Below are 20,606 nucleotides of genomic sequence, written 5' to 3'. Positions count from 1 at the left end.
GAAGCGGGGAAGAACGATGAAAGTTGGCGTATTGGCTCTGCAGGGAGCCGTAGCGGAACATATCCGCCTGATCGAGGCGGTTGGCGGAGAAGGCGTCGTTGTGAAGCGCACGGAGCAGCTTGCCGAACTGGACGGTCTGATCATTCCCGGAGGCGAGAGTACCACGATTGGCAAATTGATGAGACGCTACGGTTTTATCGAAGCGATTCGGGATTTTTCCAATCAGGGAAAAGTGGTCTTCGGCACGTGTGCCGGACTGATTGTGATCGCGGATAAGATTGCGGGTCAGGAAGAAGCCCATCTGGGACTGATGGATATGACCGTGCAGCGCAATGCGTTTGGCCGGCAGCAGGAAAGCTTTGAAACCGATCTGCCTGTTAAGGGCATTGATCGGCCTGTAAGGGCCGTTTTCATCCGTGCGCCGCTTATCGATCAGGTCGGAAACGGCGTGGACGTGTTAAGCGAGTACAACGGGCAAATCGTGGCCGCCAGACAGGGTCATCTGCTTGCGGCTTCGTTCCATCCCGAACTGACGGATGATTCAAGCATGCACGCTTATTTTCTGGATATGATCCGGGAAACCCGTTAATCGATCTAAAAGCAGAAGCACCTCTTTTGCTCCATACGAGAGAAGGGTGCTTTTGTTCCATTTTTACAACTTTAGGAGGAGGAGTCTCCTTGTTTGATATTAAATTAATCCGTACCGACATAGAAACGGTTCAAACCGCTATGAAAAACCGCGGAGGCAAGCAGCTCGAAGAAGTTGCGCGTATAGCGGAACTTGATGTGAAACGCAGAGAGCTGCTGCAGGAAGTGGAGCAGCTGAAGAACCGCCGGAACACGGTATCGCAGGAAGTGGCGATGCGTAAGAAGGCAAAAGAGGATGCGGATGATCTGATCGCCGAAATGAAAGGCGTGGGTGACCGCATCAAAGAACTGGATGAGGAGCTCAGGACACTGGAAGTCGAGCTGAATCACCTGCTTCTTTCTATACCGAATGTTCCTCATGAAAGCGTTCCGGTGGGGGCCACGGAAGAGGATAACATTGAGATCCGCCGCAATGGGAACGTTCCGGAATTCGGATTCGAGGCGAAAGCTCACTGGGATCTGGCCACGGATTTGGGGATCCTGGACTTTGAAGCGGCCGGTAAAGTAACGGGATCACGCTTCGTGTTCTATAAGGGTCTGGGCGCCCGTCTGGAGCGCGCTCTGATGAACTTTATGATGGACCTGCACAGTACGGAGCACGGGTATGAAGAAATGCTTCCTCCGTATATCGTAAACCGGGACAGCCTTACGGGAACCGGGCAGCTTCCGAAGTTTGAGGAAGACGTGTTCCATATCGAGAATTCGGAATATTTCCTGATTCCGACGGCGGAAGTGCCGGTGACCAATTACCACCGGGATGATATTCTTGCCGCGGAGCAGCTTCCGCGTAAATTCGTCGCGTTCAGCGCATGCTTCCGTTCCGAAGCGGGAGCTGCCGGAAGAGATACCCGCGGCCTGATCCGCCAGCACCAGTTTAACAAAGTGGAGCTGGTCAAGCTCGTCAAGCCCGAGGAATCGTACGAGGAGCTCGAGGAGCTCACTCAGAACGCGGAGCGCGTGCTTCAGCTTCTGAAGCTGCCTTATCGCGTTCTGACGCTCTGTACAGGCGATATCGGCTTCACATCGGCTAAGACATACGATCTTGAGGTATGGCTGCCAAGCTCGGAAGCCTACCGGGAGATCTCCTCGTGCAGCAACTTCGAGGACTTCCAGGCGCGCCGCGCCAATATCCGTTTCCGCAGAGATGCCAAAGCGAAGCCGGAATTCGTACATACGCTGAACGGCTCGGGGCTTGCCATCGGACGGACGCTAGCGGCCATCCTTGAAAATTACCAGCAGGAAGACGGTTCGGTTACGGTTCCGGAAGTGCTGGTTCCTTACATGAATGGCGTTACGGTGCTGCGTAAAAATTAACACTTGTAAATAGAACTTTGATTGTGATAAAATTTCTCTGTTACAGTTACTGTCTTCTGTGATCGGAAGTCGGTAGCTTTCTGGAGAGGTGGTCGAGTGGTTTAAGGCAGCGGTCTTGAAAACCGCCGTGTCTGTGAGGGCACCGTGGGTTCGAATCCCACCCTCTCCGCCATTCAACTTTTATAAAATAAGACCTTACGAACTGCGGGCTTAAGCGCCGCAGTTTTTTTGCGTTCATGTATATTCTTTTAAACCATTGGGAGTGCTTGGAGTGCTTTGGTTGCTTTGAAGGAAGGTTGCAGCACGGAAATCACCCAGCTTTTGTCGCAACGGGAAAAGAATAAGCGGACCACGCCTTGACGCATGTTAACGGTAGGGGGTGGTGTAGGATGATGATCAAGACGGAAAAGCCGTCTGTGGAAAGAGATCAACTCGCCAAAGCTTGGATGGAGGAACTGCCCAATACGCTTCCCGAGTCCGATCATGCGCGCGTATGGCCCGATGAGGCTGACCCGCAGGCAATCCGGATTCATATCACGAACGCGGGCAGGACGCATTACACGTTCGACTTTAAATGTACTTACGTGGACTCGCGGGAAGTGAAGGTGGAACTGGTGGATGTGGAGCGTGATGACGTGCACGCGGATGAAACCAGCGAAATTATTCAGGGCCTGGTCAAGGATTATGTCCGGCATATTCACGAGTGTGCTCAAGTGTTGCAAGAGCTCACGCATGCGTAACTGCTTGTAGCCGAAATGGGGGTGGACTGATATGACCCGACAAAGAACGCGGGATAAGAATCTGCAAAATGTGGCCAAAGATTTGAATAAATCGGCTGTAAACAGTCATGATGCCCAGCAAATTCAGCAGCAGACCAATGACCGCCGTCATCAGGATGCTTTGAATCACGAAGAATAGAAGCGAAAAATTCCGAAAACGGACCGTTTGGGGTGAAAAAAATGTCCAAGCCGAAGGCGCTACCCGTGGGGGACAACGTGACGCAGGAGGAACGGGAGAGATACAACACTCCTGCCAATGAGCCTCTGTCGGGATCGAAGAAAGCGAAGAAACGGAATCATTCCCATCAAAATCACGGAGAAGGAAGATAACGATAAACGAAAAAACTTCGCGCGGAGTGCATAGCAATTTAGAACCGGGACATACTAGGATTGTCGGTGAACACAGAGAGGTGTGGTTCCGTTGGAAAAGTCAGCAGAACAATCATCTGAAGGTCATTCGAGCTTGTAAAGCCAAACTGGAGGAGATGTGCCAAAGACACCGGGACGTGTTCTAAAAGCCGTTTCACTGTGAAGGTTTGTGAACAGCAAGATGTAGAAGATCATCCAAGTAATCACCGACGGAAAGGAACCCTTAGGGGTTCCTTTTTCATTTTGATATGCATGAAATTTCTTACAATTTGGTAACAACCGATTCTAACTTCGTCATAAGAGGTACTGATAAGGTATAGTTTATAGTCAAGGAGGGATGAATCATGGGATTTACGTTAGGAATTGGAGACGGGGCTAGGGATTTTCGTTTACAGGGTACGGACGGCAATATTTACACATTAGACAGTTTCCGGCACGCCAAGGCATTGGTTGTTTTCTTTACGTGCAATCACTGTCCGTATGTCCTGGGCTCAGAGGAGATCACGCGGCGCACGGCGGAGCAATTTACCGAACAAGGCGTCGCTTTCGTTGCGATTAACAGCAACAGCTCCCAGACTAACCCGGAGGATTCTTTTGAGAACATGGTAGAACGCATGGAGGAGAAGAAATTCCCCTGGGTGTATCTTCACGACAAGGGTCAGGAAGTTGCACTTGCTTACGGCGCTCTCCGTACACCTCATTTCTTTGTGTTTAACGACAGACGTAAGCTGGTCTACACAGGGCGCGGAGTCGATAACCCGAGGGAAACCGCTAACATGACCGTAAACAACCTCCAGGAGGCCCTAGAAGCGATTTCGGCAGGTAAACCTGTTCCTACCCCTGTAACTAACCCGATTGGCTGCAATGTCAAATGGGAGGGTCGTGACAAGCACTGGATGCCGGAGGAAGCCTGCGACTTGGTTTGAATGGCTAACCGAGGGGATAGGTGCGCTTTTCCTATCTAAATTTAAGAAAAAGAAAATCCGCAGGGCAATATGCTCTGCGGAGCTTGGCGTTGGAATTTTTAAGATTTCCGGTTCGGGGAATTGAAGAGCAGAGTTAACCCGCCCCCGATTAGAACCAAGGCGACGATAAATGTTTGAAAGTACGAGGAGATCGAATACGGCCAGTGCCAATCCGGATAATATCTCCGTAATACGTCGAGCAGTACTTCATTCGTCAGATAGTACAGGCCGACCAGAATGATGAGAAAGCCGATCTTGCGCTGATGGCGTTTGATTCCTTTAAAAATCGGCTTGTCTTCGACATATCCGAATTCTTGCCGGGAAATCAGCTGCAGGGCATCGAAAAAGCTGTAAAACCAGAAGATCGGAATCAGGAACAAAAAGAGCGAGAGGCGGAGGACATCCATAATATAAATGGAGAACAGGAAGCCTGCCATGATTTGAAGCCCTCTCATTTGAAGCCCGAGATACAAGTGGGCGGCGCCGGGAAATACGGCCAGAACGGTAGCGATCGTCTTGCTCCGTCTGCCTTCCTGACGGCTTTCGCTGAAGTCGTCGAAGAACGTCCGGTCCGTCAGCTCCATGCCGGCCTGTTTCTTTTCCAACTGCCGGACGGCATCAAAAAGAATATAGATCCAAAGCACGGGCAGCGCGAGTAGGAAGAAGAGAAATTCTCCGGTATGGGTGAGCGATGCTCCGAAGAAAATCACAATCGCTGCCCCGATAAAGAATGTCATAGCGGAGAGCCCGCGGTACATCATGCCCAGCATGTAGTGGCCCAGGCCGGGGATGAAGGAAGCCAGGATAATCTTCCGGCGCTCCTCCCTGCGCTGCCATTCGTAGACGTTCGGATTGAATTCCGGAACGGAGCCAGGACCTGGACCGTGACCACGGCCTAGATCGTGGCCCGGGATTCCGTAGTCATGATAGCCGGGAGGCGGGTATGACGGCGTGCTGCCAAGGGTGATAAACATATCGACCATGTTAACGACCCAACAAGCGGCCGCAAAGAGCAGGAGGAGGACGGCGAAGTCTTTAGGGCCGTGTCCGTCCACAACAATGAGAAAGGCCAAAGCGACCGGACCGAAGAAACCGGCTCCGTACAGGAAGGCCCTGAAAATGCGTTTTAAGTACAAATGCCCGAGTCCCGGTATAAACGAGAGCAGCAGCGCGACTGTGTTGGATCTAGGGTTCAAGGGGATGTCCTCCTTTTGGTTTCTGGGCATGCAGAGAATCGAAGAAAGCGAAGGTCTGTTCCATAAGCTTATCAGACACCGGTGTAGCGAGCGGTTTCTTCTGTTCGGTGTGGACCAGGGAGAACTGGTCCGTCATGCGTCCGAACACGCCGGTGGTCATAAGCAGGAACGTCGCCGCGGCTGCTATAGCGTAATGAGTCAGGGCCGTCCGTCTCGGGGAGCGGGCTTTTCGGTGTTTTTTCGCTTCCGTCCGGTGAAGGCTTTCTTCGGGTTCTTCCTGTTTCTGTGCAGCCATCGGAGCCGCTTCCTGTACAACAGGCAGGCTGCCGCTTCGGGCTAGAATTTGATCGATCATGCGTTCAGTATCGGCCTCATCCGGAAGGGGAAGAGTCGGGGACAAGAATTCCAGGCATTCCGTGTATAGCTCCAGGCAAAGATCACATTCATACAAGTGATCCTCCCAAAGGCCTCTCTGACGATCATCCGTAATTTCTCCGGCAATGTAAAGCTTCCATTCATCGCGGCTTCTATGACTCATTCGAACTCTTCCTCCTTCCAGTGCTGCTTAATCCACTGTTTTGCCCGGTATAGTTTGGATTTGATGGTCTGCACGGTGACTTCCTGCTCGTCGGCAATTTGCTGGTACGATTTATCTTCGTAGTAGAAGGCAATAATGACATCTCTATAGTTTTCGGGAAGCTCCTCCAATTTGCGCATAACAAGCGCCTGAAGCTCTTTGCTTAACAGCGGATCTTCGGTATCGGACCCACTCAGGGAGGGAGGGGGCATTGCTTCTTCCATACCGTCGGTCGCTGTTTCCCGCTGGCGGTAGGCTTTGCGTTTGTAATCGATCGCTTTGTTGACGGCCACGCGGGAGATCCAAGCTTTCAAGCCTTTTACCTCGGTTTGGGGGAGGGAGGTATACATCTTGAGAAAGACTTCCTGCATGACGTCTTCCGCATCTTTGGGATGCCGGACGACCGAAAACACAATTTGAAACACGTAATTCCGGTAAGTCCGGACAACCTCACGAAAGGCTTCCTCATCTCCGGCAAGCATGCCTTGGACAAGCAGTTCCTCTTGCTGCGTTAAAATGTCTTTCTCCCTCCCCTCTCCATCACTATAGACGAAACGATTTGATTCGAGTTCTGCACTTCCGGTAAAAATATTTTTCCAGGTACAAAAAAACCGCCATCCGGTCGAACCAAGGGCGGAATTTTATAAAAAATTTACAATAAGCGCCGGGAGCGGATAAAGTACGCGTCCTCGGTTGTCAGCGGGACTTGGACAAACCCCGGTGCGGGGCATTCGCGGCTGAACACCCGCCATTCGATATGGTCTCCAACCAGCTTGCGGATCATTACGCAAGCCTCGTCGAAGGGAAAGGCATCAGCATGGGGAAGAATCCCCTGCCAAACACCGAGAGGAACTTGCCTCCAGGCTCCCGGCGTTCCGTAAAATTCCGGCTTGCCGGCGTTCAGCCATAGGAGCTGGTCGGCTTCCTGCCACTCGTTCAGCTCATGGGCCGCGATAAGTACGATACTGCCGCGGGCATGCCGGTACAAGAGGCGGATAACCGTTTTGCGCTCGATGGAATCCAGGTAGTTGAGAGGCTCATCCAGAAGCAGATAACGGGGAGAGCCGAGTAGAGCCTGCCCGATTGCCAGCCGCTGCTTCATTCCCTGGGAAAGCGACCCGATCCGCTTCCGTTTGACATCCTCCAGATGAAGCTCGCGCAGCAGCTGTTCTCCTTGAGGAGGATCGGCTCCTTTAAGGAGACACATGTAGTTCATCAGCCGGATAGGCGTCATGTCTTCATGAAGCTCCACATCGGTTGGCACATAACCGATCCGGCTCCGTATCTGGGGAAGCTGCTCCTTGACGGTTCCTTCCAGATAGCTGATTTCCCCTCCGTCGGGAAAATCAGCGGTAGCCAGCAGGCGGAGCAGCGTGGACTTGCCTGCTCCGTTCTTTCCGACGAGCAGAATCAGGCCGGGAGCTAGCGTCAGTTGATCTACATGCAGCCGGATATGGCCCTCGTAGAGACGGACGAGCTGATTAAGCCGGATCATGCCGACCGCCATCCCTGCACGCTTGTCAGCCGCAGACTTTTCCGATAGGCCGACAGAAGGAAAAGAACACCCGCCGCGATAAGCACCGCCTGAAGAATCAGTGCCCAGTTCCAGACCGGTCCGGTTAGTTCCCGGCGAAGCCACTCCTCCATGAATAGTTCTACCCCCCAGCCTGTCAGAGCGGCCATTATGGCGGAGAGCATGCCGCGCTTCATCATAAAATAAGCGGTTAACCCCGTGACGAGCAGAAGCGGAGCAATCCAGTCGAAAAGAAAAGGAAGCGTCATCCAAGACCTTGAATAGCTCATGGTTGCAAACGTGTAGAGAGAGCCGATGAGACCGAGCACCGCATTCGTAACGAGCAGAACGATTAAGCGGCTGAACATGAGCAGCGCCGGGGGATAAGGCGTGACGCTTTCGATCATGCGCATCCCTTCATTCCAGCTTCGGTACTGGTACAGAAAGCCGCAAACGAGCAGCAGCGGGAAAGCCAGCGAATAAGACGAGCGGCCCGGTAAGGAGTCGGCTATGGTGTAAGGCGAGTTCAGCAGCAGCAGCATGGCAAAGAGCAGCAGGCTAAGCAGCCAGAACCACTTGTTGTACATAAAAAGCTGGTGGCGGCAAAGCTTCCACAGGGACGGCCGCAGGTCCGCCGAATGTTCAGGCCGGGTTGTACCCGGACTGTTCTCGCGTATGGCATCGAAGTGGCTTTGAAGCCTGCCGAGCAGGTTCGTAGTATCTATGCGGTCAGGCGTTTTAACCAGGTATCCGTTCAGCAGGACAGCCGTATCTTTCTCCAGTTGGTCCAGCTCTTTATCGTCAGGTTCATACATAAGGGGTCCCCTCCTTGGTCGGTTTGCCGCGATTTTCTTTCCGTCCGCCGCCGGTATCGGTTAAGCTCCCGGCTTTGGGGCCGAGGAGAGCTTTGAGTTTACGAAGGCCGCTGTAAAGGTGGGTCTTCGTCGTGCTGAGCGGGATTTGCAGAACTTCCGTAATTTCTTGAAGCTTCAGATCATGAAAGAAACGAAGAATGACAATTTCCTTCTGAACTTCAGGAAGGGAGCGGAGGGCTCCGATAATTTCTTTGCGTGCCTCCTGCCGCTCGTAAATTTCAACAACCGAAGGCTGGGTATCCTGAGCCTCGGGCGGTTCAGCCGTCAATTGCTGCTCGTTTCTGTAAGCTAGGCTCTTCCAGTAATCCCGGCATAGATTTAAGGCTACCCGGTACATCCAGGGTCGGATGTGATCGGGGATTTTCTGTTGCTGCAGCTGCTTGAGCAGACGCACAAATACTTCCTGGACCAGATCCTCCGCCTTGCGGGGATCGTGCAGGGTCCGCTCGAGATAATGCTGAAGCGGCGCGTGGTAGCGGTGCACAAAGGCCTCAAAAGCGGCCTGATCGCCGCGGGCCATGGCTTGGACCAGCTCTTCATCCGTAAGCATCTGTCTTCTCCTTTCTCCGGTCACGTTTATGAGGCCGGCTATATTATTCTTCTTCGGAGACAATCCAGCGGCTGCGGTCATGAACCGTATAGTTCAAGATTACGGTTAAAACAAGTGCAGCAGACAGCAGAACAAGGCGGTTCGGAAGAAAAAGATCCGGGATCTCCTTAGCCTGCTCCTGAATATGGACCGTATAAATGGTGAAGTAAGGAAGCCAGCTCCCGTGTGAAAGGATATCGAGCATCCACAGGGCGAGCCCTGCAAAAAGTCCGGCGTAGAGCTTCTTGACCGTAAGCATAACTGTAATGGTAAGAACAGCGATAAACAGCAGAGCCGGCAGCATCTGCAGCAGAAGCGGCATAAAGCTGTGTAAGGTACGCATAGAAGACTGACCGGCAGGGCCGTAAGAATACACCAGCGTTGTTACGGCACCGAATTTCGCTTGGTAGGCCGTAAACCAGGCAGCCTGATAGCCTGTGCAGACGGCAAGCAGGATCAGTCCTTTACGGGCCGCCATCCCTGTCAGGGACTGGGGAAAGGTCGCGTAAATCTCCATAGGCCCTCCGAGCTCCCGATGAAACAGCGCGGCACAAAGCATGACAACGAGCGGGTAGAAGGCAAGCTCCCCGTAAAACAATGCATTGCCCGGCTGCTCCGGATCCGAGCTCCAGATAGCACATCCGAGCATAAGTACATAAAGAAGCGGAGGCAAGCCCCACATGCTTTTAAATCCTCTGAGGTCCTGCAGCCAAAGGCTCACGATCCGAATACCTTTGCCCATTCCCGGTTCCAATCATCGAGAGTGACTATCGGATAGCGGAAAGGGGCGTCGGGAGCACTAAGACCTTTTTTATAAAAAGAGGCCAGCACTTTTTTCACTTCTTCCGTTTTTCCCGCATCCAACGCCTCACGGACTTGAAGGAGAATATGGTTCTTGATCTGTTGGCCGAGACCCCGGTCGCCGGTCATTCGATCCTTCGGAAGAAACTGGCCCGAGAACTGAACGCTCCTGATTTGCTCCTCCGTAAGCTGAAGTCCGTCCCGGTAATACAGATATAAAAACGCGGCACGGATTTCCATGAAAATGGAAGGTTTGACGGTCTCATCCGTGTTACCGTTCGCATCTTTGGAAACCTCGGCGTAACTGCTCTGGTAGGAATCATCTCCGAACAGGAGAGCATAAGTGGTCCGAATACGCTGATAATCGTCCAGATTGTGATTTCTGGATTCGTTGATATAGTAACTGCTTCCCGCAACCGCCGATTGACGGCTGTCCGGAGAAATCAGATTCCCGTAAGACAGGTACACGATGTTACGCACGGCGCCTAGATTTGTCTGCAGAAGAGCTTCATAATAAGCTTTCATCCTCAAGATATCTTTCCAGAAAAGGTCGGCTTCCAGCCGGTTGCCCGGAGTTGTTTGCAGCTTGAGACTGCCCTTGGCGTCACTGAACTGAATAAGGTTTCCCGCTATGAAGGTCAGATGTTTTACACCCTGCTGCTCAAAATGCTGGATGCGCGCGGCACCTTGTTTTTCCGTAATAGAACCGTAGATGAGGTTGGAAAACCCTTTAAAAGTGACATCGAAATCGGCTGGCTGAGCCAGGGGTTGCGGTCCGCCGTAGAACAGCCCTTTTTTGCGCTCATCGGTAAGGTAGAGCGGTCCGTTGTTAGGTAAAGGATACCATGCTGCCGAATTGGGCAGGTAAAGATAAGGGTCCATGACGAAAGAAATAATCTGCTCACCCTGCTGCGGTCCGTATGTCCAGTTGATTCCTTTGCTTTCATAGTTGAAGGTAAGCGTCTGGCTGCTTTTGGAGGAGTCAAAATGACGACTCTCGACGGAAATCAAATTGCCGCGGCGCGTAAACGATACAGGCTGATTATCGAGCAGCAATTGTTCCACGTGAAAATAATCATGCAGGGTAAATGAAACGTCGCCCTGGGGCAAATCCGTGGGCCGGAGCGACACTTCTACAGAGGCCTTGAGTCCATCCGAAGAAGTAGGGGCCAGCTCCATTTTGTAAGAAGAGACGGTAAACTGAGTAATCGTGCGCTGATTATAGACCGATTCTGTCGGTGCATTCCGAAGTTGTTCCCGGTATGCCGCAAAATGCGGAGTCCAGAATCCCACATAGGTGTAATAAGAGCCCGCGGACAAGACGGTAAAAAGAATCAGTGCGCCCGCCCATCTGGCGCGTGTTCCGCTCGGACGAACCCATTTCAGAATCGTAACGCAAACGGTAAGCAGGACCAGGGTGAAACTGAGTACAAACCATCTGGAAAGCCAAGTTTCCCGTTTTTTTATCCACGGACCCCATGCTTCATTGGCGTAGAAGGAATCGAGCGTTATCCCGCTGAGATGGAAGGGCTTCAGTACCCGCAGCTCCAGAATGCCGAGACGTTCGATAATGAATTGATCGATAAAAAACGTGCCGAAAACCCACGCGCAAAAGCCGATCAGATACACGATCCGGTTGCGGATGGCGATGGCCAGAAGCATAGCCAGGGCCAGAGTAACCATATAGGACCATTCGTACTGGACCGCAAAAAAAGAAAGCTCCCGAAGCATGATAGGCCTGCCGATGCCGTAGTGAAGGGCAAAGTACACATACACGACTGCCATGGCCGCCGTAAACAAGGAAAGATACAAGAGCCCGGCCGCATATTTCACGCTGAAAAGGACCGCAGGAGAGACGGGAAGGCCCGCCGTCCACTCGTAGGCCGTTTTGGCGGTATCCCTGCGAATAAGCAGGATGCCCAGCAGCATGGCCGCACCCAAAGTAAGCGTGTGCTTCACTTTATGAAAGTCATACACGTACAAATAAAGGTCCTGCGATACAGGAGGAGCGATTCCTGCGAGAGAGTAGACCATCCAGGCTCCGAACAGAACCGGGAGGACCAGAAGAACGGGATTGCTGCGCAGCAGCCGCAGTTCCAGCGAAAAAGCGCGCAGCCATCTATGCACGCCGGTCACCTCCGATCAGCGCGAGGTAGCCGTCCTCCAGCGTGGGCTTCACGGCTGCGGCATTCCCCGCGGGCGGAGTCGCCGACACGATGCGGCAGAGCATGCCGTGGTCGGTCCGGCGGGCGGTTACGACCTCATGCGGCTCATATGCCGCAAATTCCCGCTCGCTGAGCTCCGCTTCCCAGACCAGACCCTCGGCGCACTCCTGCAGGCCGGCGAGACTTCCCGCGAAGGCGACGCGTCCGCGGTGCAGCACCGCTACCCGGCTGCAGCTGCTCTCGATATCCGCGACGATGTGCGTGGACAGCAGCACCGTCCGGCTCAGGCTGGAGCGGTTCAGGAGATTGCGGAAGCGGACCCTCTCCTCGGGATCCAGCCCCGCCGTGGGCTCATCCACGATGAGCACCCTGGGGTCCCCGAGGAGAGCCTGCGCAATCCCCAGACGCTGTTTCATGCCGCCGGAGAAGGTTTTGATCTTGGCGCGCGCCTTGTCGGTCAGATTGACCTGCTGCAGAATCTCGCCGATCTGGGATTTGCGCTCACGGGCGCTTTTGATGCCTTTCATGACGGCCACATAGTCCAGAAATTCGTAGGCTGTGAGCTGCGGGTAGAGATGAAAATACTGGGGGAGGTAGCCCGTGATTTTGCGGATATGCTCCGCATCCGAAAGCAGGTTCAAGCCTCCCACGCGGACAGTACCTTCCGTAGGCTCAAGCAGAGTGGACAAAATGCGCATGAGCGTTGTTTTGCCGGCGCCGTTCGGCCCGAGCAGGCCGAACATCTCTTGTCCGATCTCCAGGTTCATTCCAGTGAGAGCCGGGTGATTTTTATATTGTTTAGATAAATTGCGGATCTCAATCATGAGGATCTTCCTTTGTGAAGGTTTACTTTACGCGTATGTACTCTTTCAACGATAGAAGATGTAAAATAGTTTGGACGGCCGGGTGATTGCCAGCTTTTTACGGATCATTTTGCGGAAGAGAAGTATTGAACTCTTTTGCCGCTGTGCTATAATATTTAGTATCGAATTGATCTATTTCCGAGTAATCGAGACGTGGCTCAGCTTGGTAGAGCGCTTGCTTCGGGAGCAAGAGGTCGCAGGTTCAAATCCTGTCGTCTCGACCATCATTTCCCCCATGAATTGGCTCATTCTCTAATACATGTACATCCAGACCGCCGACAGGTGGTCTTTTTAGTATGCCGGGAAAGAGTGTTCCGACCCGCCTGACGAAGAAAAAACTTCTTCAATCGCCAAAATCTATCAAATTATCAATTTACCCCGCCCCCATGATTCGCTAGAATAGAAGAGCGGCATCATAATTCCGATCAAGGAGTGAGGGTATGAGAACTAGAACAGGCAAAATGTTGATCGGCGGTTTTTTAACGGCAGCTCTGCTGGCTTCAGGACTGGGCGGGAATGGCTATAAGGCCGCTGCGGCGTCCCAGACGTCCCCTTCCAATAAATCCGCGTTTAAAGACACCAAGGGCCACTGGGCTGAAGAAACGATCCGCTGGGCGTATGAGCACAAGATGACGGACGGTTATGCGGACGGCACGTTCCGGCCGGATAAGGCCGTTACCGAACCGGAGTTTCTGGCACTGCTGCTGCGCGCCTATAACAAAGTGGGGTCCGGAACGGCGGCAGGCTCCCAATGGTTCGATCCCTATTATACCAAAGCGGCTATTTATTCCTGGCCGGTGCTTAAAGATACAACCTCCCCTTATTTACGGGGAGATGCAGCCAGACTGATTGCGGCTACGCAGGGCAATCTGCTTTCGACCAAGGAAGCGGTGCAGCGTTTGCTGGATCAAGGCTTGTCTCAAGGCAAAACGGACGGGAGCGAGAACGGATTCCGCCCCGATGACGCTTTAACCCGCGCGGAAGCGCTGAAGTTCCTGCAAAATCTGCTCGGCGTACAGAGCGATCTCGTCGCTGTCGCTTATTCGGAAATCCCGAATAATTCCGGCAGCGCCGGCGGGGCCGCACCCGGTGGAACGGTCGCCGTGCTGGACAATTCGGGTAGTAACGGCAGCCCTAAGACGGAAAGCCTGGAAGCCCGGCATTTTGTGATTGAGGGTGCGGCCGTAGGCGATACGGAAGCGGACCTGACCAAGCGGCTGGGCCAACCCGCCCGCAAAGATACGGGAGGCAGCGGGCTGACCTGGTACATTTACAACACCACGGACTACAAGCACTACCTGCAGGCGGGAATCAAGAACGGCCAAGTCGCCGCGCTGTATACGGTCACAGGTAATTGGACGGAAGCGAACGGAGTCACGCCGGCTATGAACGAGGAGGCGGTCCGCCAGAAAATGGCGGGCGCCAAGGCTGTCAGCGACTCGGGCAAGGGTGCGGTTTCGTTCGAATCGGGCGGGGTGAACGTCAGTTTCTACTTCGATGCAAACGATAGCGGGAAACTGATCGGCATGCTCGTCCAGGATACGTCCATGTCCGCCGCAAAAAGCAGCTCCGGCACCTTAGCCTCGCGCAGTGCGGATCAGCGGATCGCCTACGAGAAGCAGACGTTCGATCTGACGAATGCCATTCGCGTCCGTCACGGCAAGGCGCCGTTCGAATGGGACGAGCCCATTGCCTCGACGGCCCGCAAGCACAGCGAAGATATGGCCGTGAACGGATATTTCGATCATACAAACAAGCAGGGACTCTCTCCCTTCGACCGGATGGAGAAGGACGGGCTGAAGTTCCGGAGTGCGGCGGAGAACATCGCGGCCGGTTACTCGGGACCGATTGAATTGGTGAACGGCTGGATGAATTCCTCCGGACACCGCAAAAACATAATGGGCGATACCACCCGCTTGGGCGTCGGAGTTTACTTCGGCGGCTCCATGAACGTATATTACACACAAAACTTTTATACACCGAGATAACGTAATGTGCATCTCATCTCCTGCGGGAAAACCCGTGGAGCGACGGGTTCCTGAGAAGGAACCCTTTTTTTTCGGTTAAGGAACGGAACGGGCGGGCTGTCTCCCCGTGGGTTCGCTTGCGGACAGTCAGAATGAAACCTATCCCCGCCAAGCTTCGTCTAAATAAGAGATTTATCGACGGCTTATTCACCAGGGGATAGAGGGGAACCTATTTCGCAGAAGGATGAGGTTGAAGATGACGCAAACGACGGATTCGAGAAAAAAAGAGAGTCAATCACGTACTTATCCCCGTAAGGGAATGGGATTAATAAGCGCTTTTTCTTTTCTGCTGCTGATCAGTTTAAGCTGGTGGGCCTGGTCGGCCTGGAAAGGAACGGATACGGTCAAGCCCGGTCAGTCCCAATCCGTCAAGAAAGTGGCCTCGATTAAAGCGCCCGAGTCCGAATACGACGTGATCGTCGCGGGTACGGACCCGGAAGGCATCGCCGCGGCCGTATCGGCGGCCCGCAACGGGCAGAAGACGCTTCTCGTGGAGAACCGCGACCGGGATGTGCTGGGCGGCTTATTCACCGAGGGCTGGCTTAACAGCCTGGACAACAGCTTCGCGCCTAACGAAGAAGGGAAGTCCGACGCCGGCAAGTTTCTGAATGAGGGAATTTTCCTGGAATGGCGCAAGGGGATTGAAGGGACTTCGTTTGACGTGACAACCGCAGCCAACACGTTCTACGACCTGGTGCGGAAGGAGAAGAAAATCGACCTGCTGATGCATGCCAAGAGCTTTACGCCGATGGTGAACGGATCGCAGACCGTAACGGGATTGAATATCACGACGGCGGACGGCAGAGAACACAAAGTGAGCGCCCGGGCCGTCATTGACGCCACACAAGACGGAGACGTGGCTGCGGCCGCCGGTGTGCCTTTTACAATCGGGCGTCAGGATCTTGGGGATGACAAATCGCTCATGGCCGTCACGCTAGTATTCCGTTTAAAAGGAATGACCGAAGAAATCTGGCAGCAGATGAAAAAGAACGGCGAGAACGATCCGCATCTGCTCAGAGGCATGGGCGCCGATGCCATGAGCGGCTGGGGATACTCGGCCATGTGGGATTACAAATCGACGAATCCCGAGCGGGTTCGCATGCGCGGCTTGAACATCGGCCGCCAGAACGACGGATCGATTTTGATCAATGCGCTGCAGATCTTCGGAGTTAATCCGTTAGATCCCGCTTCTGTGAAGGAAGGAATGGAAATCGGCCGTGCCGAGCTCCCGCATGTGCTGGATTATATGAAGAAAGAATTCCCGGAACTTGCGCCGCTCAAACTGGACGGCTCGGCTCCCGAGCTGTATGTCCGGGAAACGCGCCATATGATCGGTGAATACCGGCTTACTATGGTAGACGCGCTCGATAACCGCGATCAGTGGGACAAGATAGCCTACGGCTCCTACAACCTCGATATCCAGAGTACGGACGCCAAGTATCGCGGGGATATCGTTTTGAAGCCGAGTCAGTACGCCGTCCCGTTCCGGGCTTTGGTCCCGCAGAAAATAAACGGGCTGCTGGTGGTCGGACGTTCGGCGAGCTTTGATTCGCTGCCCCACGGATCTGCACGGACCGTCCCGATCGGGATGGCGTCGGGCCAAGCGGCAGGTGCCGCGGCCGCGGTGGCGGCCAAAAACAAGGTCAGCTTCCGGGAACTGTCCTTGTCGAAGCCTCTGGTTACCGAGCTGCAGGAAGCCCTGGTGAAGCAGGGCGTGCGCCTGGAGCCTTACAAATTCGCTGCGCCGCCGTATACCAAACATAAAGCTTACGAAGGCTTGAAAGCTGCCGTAAGTCTCGGTATCGCTGCGGGAGGCGAGAAGAACGAGTTTCAGCTGGACGAGCCGTCCAACCCGCGGCGGTTTGCCAACCATTTTAACACGATGAAGACGGTGCTTGGCCGGACCTACCCCAAAGCCGTAAGCGGCAGCGCGGATGCGGCGGTCAAGGGATTGACCAAACCCGGCGACATTGCATTGACGTGGGATCAGGCGGCCTGGACCATATCCCAGGCGGTGGGAGCTAAAGTAAGACGGAGCGAGTCGGCCGCTTATGTGCTGGAACAGAAGCTGGTCGAACCGGCGACTTTCGAAGCGATCGAGAACAAATCGAAGCTGACCAACGGAGAAGCTTATATGCTGCTGCGCGATGTGCTTAAAGCTCAAGCCGGGGTTGTTTACCGGTAGTAGAAAGTGCAGCGAAAACGAAATGAGTCTTATTCGGAACCGGTCGTCATGTGCGGCCGGTTTTATTTCTTTTACAAAAATAAATTTATACTAAAACAAGAGAAATGTATCCCTTTAGGCTAGTAGATATCTGCTATAATGATAATAAATGGTAAATGTATGAAGGTTATAATTCCATAAGAAAGTGAGCACTTGAATGAGGCAGCTGAGGTCTAGTCCCGTATATCGGCACATTATCCGAAATGGCAAGGCTTATTTATTAACGCTTCTTGTACTCACTATCGTGAACAACTTGTTCTCGGTCGGACAGGACCACATGATTAAAGTGTTTGTATTCCTGACGACCGTTCTATCCGCCGTATTCCTGAGAAAATCAGTTGTGCTGCAACATATCCTCGCTTCGATAGCCTATATTACCTTGTTTACTCTGCTTCACAACATCGACTATTTCAAACTTCCTTCCATCATGTATACTCTTCTGCTGTTGTATGCTTTCCTACTTCCTGGATTGTGGGTGCCGACGATTGTCGGAGCGGGCTTTCTGCTTTTTCTGCTCACCTATTCAAGCACGGTCCAGTTCGACTATCTCCGGGCCAATCTGGTCGGTGTCGTGTTTAATACGGTCGTTTATGCCGCATTAAGCTATTTCTTCAGGCAAATGATCATAGAACGCGACCGGCTTAAAGAAAGTGAGAACCGTTACCGGAGTTTGATCGAAATATGCCCGGAGCCGATTGTGGTCCAGCAGAAGGGCAAGCTCGTTTATGCCAATCCGGCTGCCGTCCAATCACTGGGTGCGGAAGACGTGAACAAACTTTTAGGGCGGTCGGCCCTGAGGTTTCTCCATCCGGAATCCCGCAAGAATGCCTTGGAGCATGTGAACGAAGTTTTGGAAAAAGGGGCTTCCGCCCGCATGGAGCAAAGGTATGTCCGTCTGGACGGTCAGGTAAGGAGCTGCGAACTGGTACTCGTTGCAACTAATTACGGGGGCAAACCCGCGTGCATGAGTATCGGCAAGGACATCACGGAACGCAAAAAGGCCGAGGAAAAGATTAATCATATGGCTTACCATGACACCTTAACGGGGCTGCCTAACCGCAGCTATCTCAACGAGTGTCTATATATGGCAATTGAGAGAGCAGGGCAGACGGGATCGCAATTGGCGGTGCTTTTTCTGGACCTGGACCGGTTCAAAAATATTAACGATACCGTCGGTCATATATACGGCGATCTTCTGCTGAGACAGGTTGCCGAACGGCTGCAGGCGTGTCTCGGTCCGTCCGATACCGTATTCAGGCACAGCGGGGACGAATTCGTTATTTTGCTTGAAGGGGTGACGGAAGACGGCGTCCGTGTTCAGGCCCAGACGGTGCTGGATCAGTTCAAGCAGCCGTTCCAGCTCCACGGGCACGAGGTTTATACGACGACAAGCATCGGCATCAGTATTTACCCGCAGGACGGTATGGACCGTGATGTACTGATCAAACATGCGGACATGGCCATGTATCTGTCCAAAGAAAACGGGAAAAACAATTACCAGTTTTACCGGGTACACAACAACCGGCTCGCCCGGAAGCTTAAGCTGGAGAACGGGCTGCGCAGAGCCCTGGAGAAGCAGCTGTTTACCCTTCACTACCAGCCGCAAATTAATCTGGCCAGCGGAGAGATCGTAGGAATGGAAGCCCTGATTCGCTGGATGGACCCGGAACTCGGGGTTGTCACGCCAGGGGAGTTCATTCCGATCGCCGAGGAAACGGGGCTTATCGTGCCTATCGGCAAATGGGTGCTTCACACAGCCTGTCACCAGTACAAACAGTGGAGGGAAGCGGGGCTGCCGGAAATCCGGTTGGCCGTCAATATCTCCGTAAGACAATTCCAGGATAAACAGCTCGTCTCAACCATCCAAAGCGTCCTAGAAGAATTCGACATGAACCCGGCTCATCTGGAGCTTGAAATTACCGAAAGCATCATGCAGAATCTGGATCAGTCTCTCGTGATTTTGACCGCATTGAAGAAGATTGGAGTCAAGCTTTCGATCGATGATTTCGGAACCGGCTATTCCTCCCTCTTCTTATTGGATAAACTGCCTATCGACCATATTAAAATCGACCGCACCTTCATAGAAGAAATCACGTTCAATGCCAACACGGAAGCTATTGTCCGAACCATCATCGATATGGGCCGGCATTTAAAATTCCAGCTTATCGGAGAAGGCATCGAACATGAGAGGCAGATTCATTTCCTCCAGGAGCATCAATGCACGATCGGACAAGGCTTTTTCATCAGTCCTCCGTTACCCAGCGAGAAGGCTGGAGAGCTTTTAAGCAGGAAACAGCCCTTCGTTCAAGTCTGAAGGGTTTTCGCTGACAGATCAATAAAATCCCCCGGCCAAGTAAGGCGCGGGGGATTTTGCTGTATTCGATCCTATCGGGATAAACGCCGAACGTTACGACGGTTTAAAGCATAACCTCTGCCGGCTTTACGATGTAAAGCGGCTTGGTGCTGACCTGGCGCTCAACAAGCAGGCGGCGGTCGAACAGGGCTCCGGGCTCGCCTGGTTCCACAACAACCGGAAGCTGAAGCTGTTCGGCGAGAATGGACGCAAAACGCGTCAGCACTCCGGCGTCTTTGCCCTGCCATTCGAACGTAAAGTGAAGCCCGTCCTGCGCGGGCGTTACTTTCCAGGCATCCGGCAGATCCGGCAGCGAATACACGGCGTCGTGAATGTCCGCCGGTTCCAAGATCCGGCCGGCAACCTCCAGCCTGTCCAGCTGCCGTCCGTAATGGGTCAGCCTGCGCCCGCTTCTCCCGCACGGACAGTTGACTTCTTCGAGGGAGATCACGTCCCCGTTCAAATAACGGAGAAGGGGGGATCCCTCGTGGGTCAGCGTTGTGATCACGGCAAGACCTTTGCCCCCGCCGGGCTCAACCGCCGCTGACAGGTCTTCTTGCAGCACTTCCACGAAGAAATCGTCTTCGGCCACATGCAGGATGCCGTGCTCGCACATCGCGGCTATGTTGGCCGTCTCCGTAGAGCCGTACAAGTTGTAAACCGGCACGCCCCAAAGCTCTTCAATCTTCTTCCGGCGCGACTCGGCCAGAAGTTCTCCCGCGACGCCGATGGCCCGGAGGTGGGGGAAATCTTCCCGGCAGCCGAGATCGTGCAGCCGTGCGGTTTCCGCCAGTATTTCCATCTCGCGGGGAAGGCCCGTCATCACCGTTACATTCAACTTGCGCAGCAGTTCAATGATGCGCGGATATGGCGTCATCGTATTCCGGCTGCTGGCCGGAAGCACGCATGCGCCTGCCTGCCGCGCGGCCTGCTGAACCAAGTGAGCCGGCAGGGACAGCGCGTAAGGGAACCGGTTAAGCAGCCGGTCCCCGGGCCTAAGGCGCAGGCCGGAATCGCCGATCTGACGGCCTCCCGCCTCCAGATCCCGGACTGTGTACCAAGCCGAAGCGGGCAGGCCGGTCGTTCCGAACGTTTCGAAGTACTGGCAGACTTCCTCCGGCGGCACCGCCAGCAGATTCCAGGGACCCGCTTCACGGAGGTGGTCTTTGGTCGTAAGCGGCAGCTCACCGATGCGGGAAATATCTCTTATTTCCCGCTCCTCTGCCGAAAGGTGTTTTCTATAGAAAGGTGATTGTTCCAATCGCTCCATAAGGGCGGTAAATTTCACGGACACAGGCTGTTCCCCCTTAAATGGGTATGGGCTTGCAGATCGAAAAGAATCTGGTAT

At 53.6% G+C, this 20,606-nt stretch carries 18 protein-coding genes, 2 tRNA genes and 1 pseudogene; 11 read left to right on the top strand and 10 right to left on the bottom strand.

All coding sequences use genetic code 11. The features are described from left to right. Window positions 1-16: 16 nt before the first annotated feature. The 7 genes from pdxT to AC2TF6_RS28210 all read left to right on the top strand — a co-directional run bounded on the left by pdxT (window position 17) and on the right by AC2TF6_RS28210 (window position 4,036). A complete protein-coding gene (gene pdxT / locus AC2TF6_RS28240; RefSeq protein WP_491309432.1) occupies window positions 17-589 on the top strand; it encodes a pyridoxal 5'-phosphate synthase glutaminase subunit PdxT in 573 nt (190 codons plus the stop codon). Between the two features lie 89 nt (window positions 590-678). Then, entirely contained in the window at window positions 679-1,962 is a 1,284-nt protein-coding gene (serS, locus tag AC2TF6_RS28235) for a serine--tRNA ligase (RefSeq protein ID WP_491309431.1), read from the top strand. 82 nt (window positions 1,963-2,044) lie between these two features. Further along, window positions 2,045-2,134 (top strand) — tRNA-Ser (locus AC2TF6_RS28230). Between the two features lie 217 nt (window positions 2,135-2,351). Continuing rightward, window positions 2,352-2,702: a hypothetical protein gene (locus AC2TF6_RS28225; RefSeq protein WP_009677036.1), complete on the top strand. Its 351-nt coding sequence runs from the start codon at window positions 2,352-2,354 to the stop codon at window positions 2,700-2,702. Between the two features lie 31 nt (window positions 2,703-2,733). Further along, window positions 2,734-2,880, top strand: a complete 147-nt coding sequence (locus AC2TF6_RS28220) for a hypothetical protein (RefSeq protein ID WP_016423741.1) — start codon at window positions 2,734-2,736, stop codon at window positions 2,878-2,880. 41 nt (window positions 2,881-2,921) lie between these two features. Continuing rightward, entirely contained in the window at window positions 2,922-3,071 is a 150-nt protein-coding gene (locus tag AC2TF6_RS28215) for a small acid-soluble spore protein P (protein ID WP_491309430.1), read from the top strand. Between the two features lie 383 nt (window positions 3,072-3,454). Beyond that, window positions 3,455-4,036: a thioredoxin family protein gene (locus AC2TF6_RS28210; protein WP_042233967.1), complete on the top strand. Its 582-nt coding sequence runs from the start codon at window positions 3,455-3,457 to the stop codon at window positions 4,034-4,036. Window positions 4,037-4,134: 98 nt separating this feature from the next. Here AC2TF6_RS28210 and AC2TF6_RS28205 read toward each other — a convergent pair whose 3' ends face one another. The 9 genes and pseudogenes from AC2TF6_RS28205 to AC2TF6_RS28165 all read right to left on the bottom strand — a co-directional run. Further along, a complete protein-coding gene (locus AC2TF6_RS28205) occupies window positions 4,135-5,271 on the bottom strand; it encodes a hypothetical protein (protein WP_491309429.1) in 1,137 nt (378 codons plus the stop codon). Further along, window positions 5,261-5,809 (bottom strand): hypothetical protein, encoded by a 549-nt coding sequence (locus AC2TF6_RS28200; protein WP_491309428.1) that lies wholly within the window; start codon window positions 5,807-5,809, stop codon window positions 5,261-5,263. Before AC2TF6_RS28200 ends, AC2TF6_RS28205 begins: the two co-directional genes overlap by 11 nt. After that, on the bottom strand, window positions 5,806-6,330 hold the full coding sequence (locus tag AC2TF6_RS28195; protein WP_009676999.1) for an RNA polymerase sigma factor: 525 nt from the start codon (window positions 6,328-6,330) through the stop codon (window positions 5,806-5,808). Before AC2TF6_RS28195 ends, AC2TF6_RS28200 begins: the two co-directional genes overlap by 4 nt. A gap of 170 nt (window positions 6,331-6,500) precedes the next feature. Next, window positions 6,501-7,343, bottom strand: coding sequence for an ATP-binding cassette domain-containing protein (locus AC2TF6_RS28190; RefSeq protein WP_491309427.1), 843 nt, complete (start codon window positions 7,341-7,343; stop codon window positions 6,501-6,503). Further along, the gene (locus tag AC2TF6_RS28185; RefSeq protein WP_491309426.1) at window positions 7,340-8,176 is read right to left on the bottom strand and encodes a hypothetical protein; all 837 of its coding nucleotides are present in this window, start codon (window positions 8,174-8,176) and stop codon (window positions 7,340-7,342) included. The genes AC2TF6_RS28190 and AC2TF6_RS28185 overlap by 4 nt, the downstream gene beginning before the upstream one ends. Further along, on the bottom strand, window positions 8,169-8,786 hold the full coding sequence (locus AC2TF6_RS28180) for an RNA polymerase sigma factor (RefSeq protein WP_218231373.1): 618 nt from the start codon (window positions 8,784-8,786) through the stop codon (window positions 8,169-8,171). Before AC2TF6_RS28180 ends, AC2TF6_RS28185 begins: the two co-directional genes overlap by 8 nt. 43 nt (window positions 8,787-8,829) lie before the next feature. Next, window positions 8,830-9,507, bottom strand: coding sequence for a hypothetical protein (locus tag AC2TF6_RS28175; protein WP_491309425.1), 678 nt, complete (start codon window positions 9,505-9,507; stop codon window positions 8,830-8,832). Window positions 9,508-9,542: 35 nt separating this feature from the next. Then, window positions 9,543-11,753, bottom strand: coding sequence for an ABC transporter permease (locus AC2TF6_RS28170; protein WP_491309424.1), 2,211 nt, complete (start codon window positions 11,751-11,753; stop codon window positions 9,543-9,545). Continuing rightward, window positions 11,746-12,522, bottom strand: a pseudogene (locus tag AC2TF6_RS28165) (ATP-binding cassette domain-containing protein); the annotation flags it as partial. The pseudogene AC2TF6_RS28165 and the gene AC2TF6_RS28170, both read right to left, overlap by 8 nt. A 279-nt stretch (window positions 12,523-12,801) precedes the next feature. Here AC2TF6_RS28165 and AC2TF6_RS28160 point away from each other — a divergent pair. The 4 genes from AC2TF6_RS28160 (at window position 12,802) to AC2TF6_RS28145 (ending at window position 19,219) form a co-directional block, all read left to right on the top strand. Next, window positions 12,802-12,878 (top strand) — tRNA-Pro (locus tag AC2TF6_RS28160). 216 nt (window positions 12,879-13,094) lie between these two features. Further along, window positions 13,095-14,642 carry a CAP domain-containing protein gene (locus tag AC2TF6_RS28155; RefSeq protein WP_491309423.1) on the top strand — a complete coding sequence of 516 codons (1,548 nt, stop codon included), beginning with the start codon at window positions 13,095-13,097 and terminating at the stop codon, window positions 14,640-14,642. Between the two features lie 235 nt (window positions 14,643-14,877). After that, a complete protein-coding gene (locus AC2TF6_RS28150) occupies window positions 14,878-16,866 on the top strand; it encodes an FAD-dependent oxidoreductase (protein ID WP_491309422.1) in 1,989 nt (662 codons plus the stop codon). 316 nt (window positions 16,867-17,182) lie between these two features. Beyond that, window positions 17,183-19,219 carry a sensor domain-containing protein gene (locus tag AC2TF6_RS28145; protein ID WP_491309421.1) on the top strand — a complete coding sequence of 679 codons (2,037 nt, stop codon included), beginning with the start codon at window positions 17,183-17,185 and terminating at the stop codon, window positions 19,217-19,219. Between the two features lie 103 nt (window positions 19,220-19,322). Here the strand turns inward: AC2TF6_RS28145 and AC2TF6_RS28140 are convergent, their stop codons facing one another. Further along, window positions 19,323-20,552, bottom strand: a complete 1,230-nt coding sequence (locus tag AC2TF6_RS28140; RefSeq protein ID WP_491309420.1) for a phenylacetate--CoA ligase family protein — start codon at window positions 20,550-20,552, stop codon at window positions 19,323-19,325. Window positions 20,553-20,606 lie beyond the last annotated feature (54 nt).

The organism is Paenibacillus sp. JNUCC 35, from assembly GCF_058269095.1.
The sequence above is the reverse complement of the archived record's forward strand: the minus strand, read 5'-3'. Positions and strand labels throughout refer to the sequence as shown.

Excerpts from the sequence above, each read along its gene's own strand:
- pdxT (WP_491309432.1), top strand. The coding sequence starts at position 17 with ATGAAAGTTGGCGTATTGGCTCTGCAGGGAGCCGTAGCGGAACATATC.
- AC2TF6_RS28225 (WP_009677036.1), top strand. The coding sequence starts at position 2,352 with ATGATGATCAAGACGGAAAAGCCGTCTGTGGAAAGAGATCAACTCGCC.
- AC2TF6_RS28220 (WP_016423741.1), top strand. The coding sequence starts at position 2,734 with ATGACCCGACAAAGAACGCGGGATAAGAATCTGCAAAATGTGGCCAAA.
- AC2TF6_RS28215 (WP_491309430.1), top strand. The coding sequence starts at position 2,922 with ATGTCCAAGCCGAAGGCGCTACCCGTGGGGGACAACGTGACGCAGGAG.
- AC2TF6_RS28210 (WP_042233967.1), top strand. The coding sequence starts at position 3,455 with ATGGGATTTACGTTAGGAATTGGAGACGGGGCTAGGGATTTTCGTTTA.
- AC2TF6_RS28200 (WP_491309428.1), bottom strand. The coding sequence starts at position 5,809 with ATGAGTCATAGAAGCCGCGATGAATGGAAGCTTTACATTGCCGGAGAA.
- AC2TF6_RS28195 (WP_009676999.1), bottom strand. The coding sequence starts at position 6,330 with ATGCTTGCCGGAGATGAGGAAGCCTTTCGTGAGGTTGTCCGGACTTAC.
- AC2TF6_RS28190 (WP_491309427.1), bottom strand. The coding sequence starts at position 7,343 with ATGATCCGGCTTAATCAGCTCGTCCGTCTCTACGAGGGCCATATCCGG.
- AC2TF6_RS28185 (WP_491309426.1), bottom strand. The coding sequence starts at position 8,176 with ATGTATGAACCTGACGATAAAGAGCTGGACCAACTGGAGAAAGATACG.
- AC2TF6_RS28180 (WP_218231373.1), bottom strand. The coding sequence starts at position 8,786 with ATGCTTACGGATGAAGAGCTGGTCCAAGCCATGGCCCGCGGCGATCAG.
- AC2TF6_RS28175 (WP_491309425.1), bottom strand. The coding sequence starts at position 9,507 with ATGTGGGGCTTGCCTCCGCTTCTTTATGTACTTATGCTCGGATGTGCT.
- AC2TF6_RS28155 (WP_491309423.1), top strand. The coding sequence starts at position 13,095 with ATGAGAACTAGAACAGGCAAAATGTTGATCGGCGGTTTTTTAACGGCA.
- AC2TF6_RS28150 (WP_491309422.1), top strand. The coding sequence starts at position 14,878 with ATGACGCAAACGACGGATTCGAGAAAAAAAGAGAGTCAATCACGTACT.
- AC2TF6_RS28145 (WP_491309421.1), top strand. The coding sequence starts at position 17,183 with ATGATTAAAGTGTTTGTATTCCTGACGACCGTTCTATCCGCCGTATTC.